Here is a 541-nt window from a genome sequence, read left to right on the forward strand (position 1 = left end):
TTGATAAAATAGTCCTGCAGCACATCACTTTTACTCAGCGTGTACGCATAGCTGTTAAGAAAAATATTGGCTTGTCGAAATTGCCCCGCCAGTTTTTCCATCTGAAGTTGTATGTAGCTATCTTCGCGCTTGATGAGTGTTACTTTTTGAATGCTATAGATGATGTAACTCGATACCAGCGCACTCAAAATGATCACGGGTGCGACAAGCAAGATAACTCGATTGCTTAATTTCATTATGGTTCTTCGACTTCCGTTTGTGTCCCTACAAACGTTGCTTACCTAAACGGTACTGAACGGATGATATATTTTTTGCAAATTGTAACCAGATTGTAAGGTGGGTGTTCTCGAAAATCAGACAACCATTTTAGAAATGTGATGATGTGGCAGATTTCCTTCCCGTTAACTAGAGGCTTTCTCAGTAATTGGACGTATTTCTGCTTTCGCGGGCACAAACCGTAGGGTTTTTGTGGGCTTTAAAAATGTTCATCGAAACGTTTCGATGGGTAAAGTGTGACTTGGTCGGCCTTTTCTTTCTCTTA

The 541-nt window shown here is 40.7% G+C and carries 1 pseudogene; it reads right to left on the reverse strand.

The features are described from left to right. Positions 1-236 (reverse strand): annotated as a pseudogene (locus tag R7Q48_RS30365) (diguanylate phosphodiesterase); the annotation flags it as partial. Positions 237-541: the final 305 nt, after the last annotated feature.

This window comes from Vibrio sp. 378 (assembly GCF_033339435.1).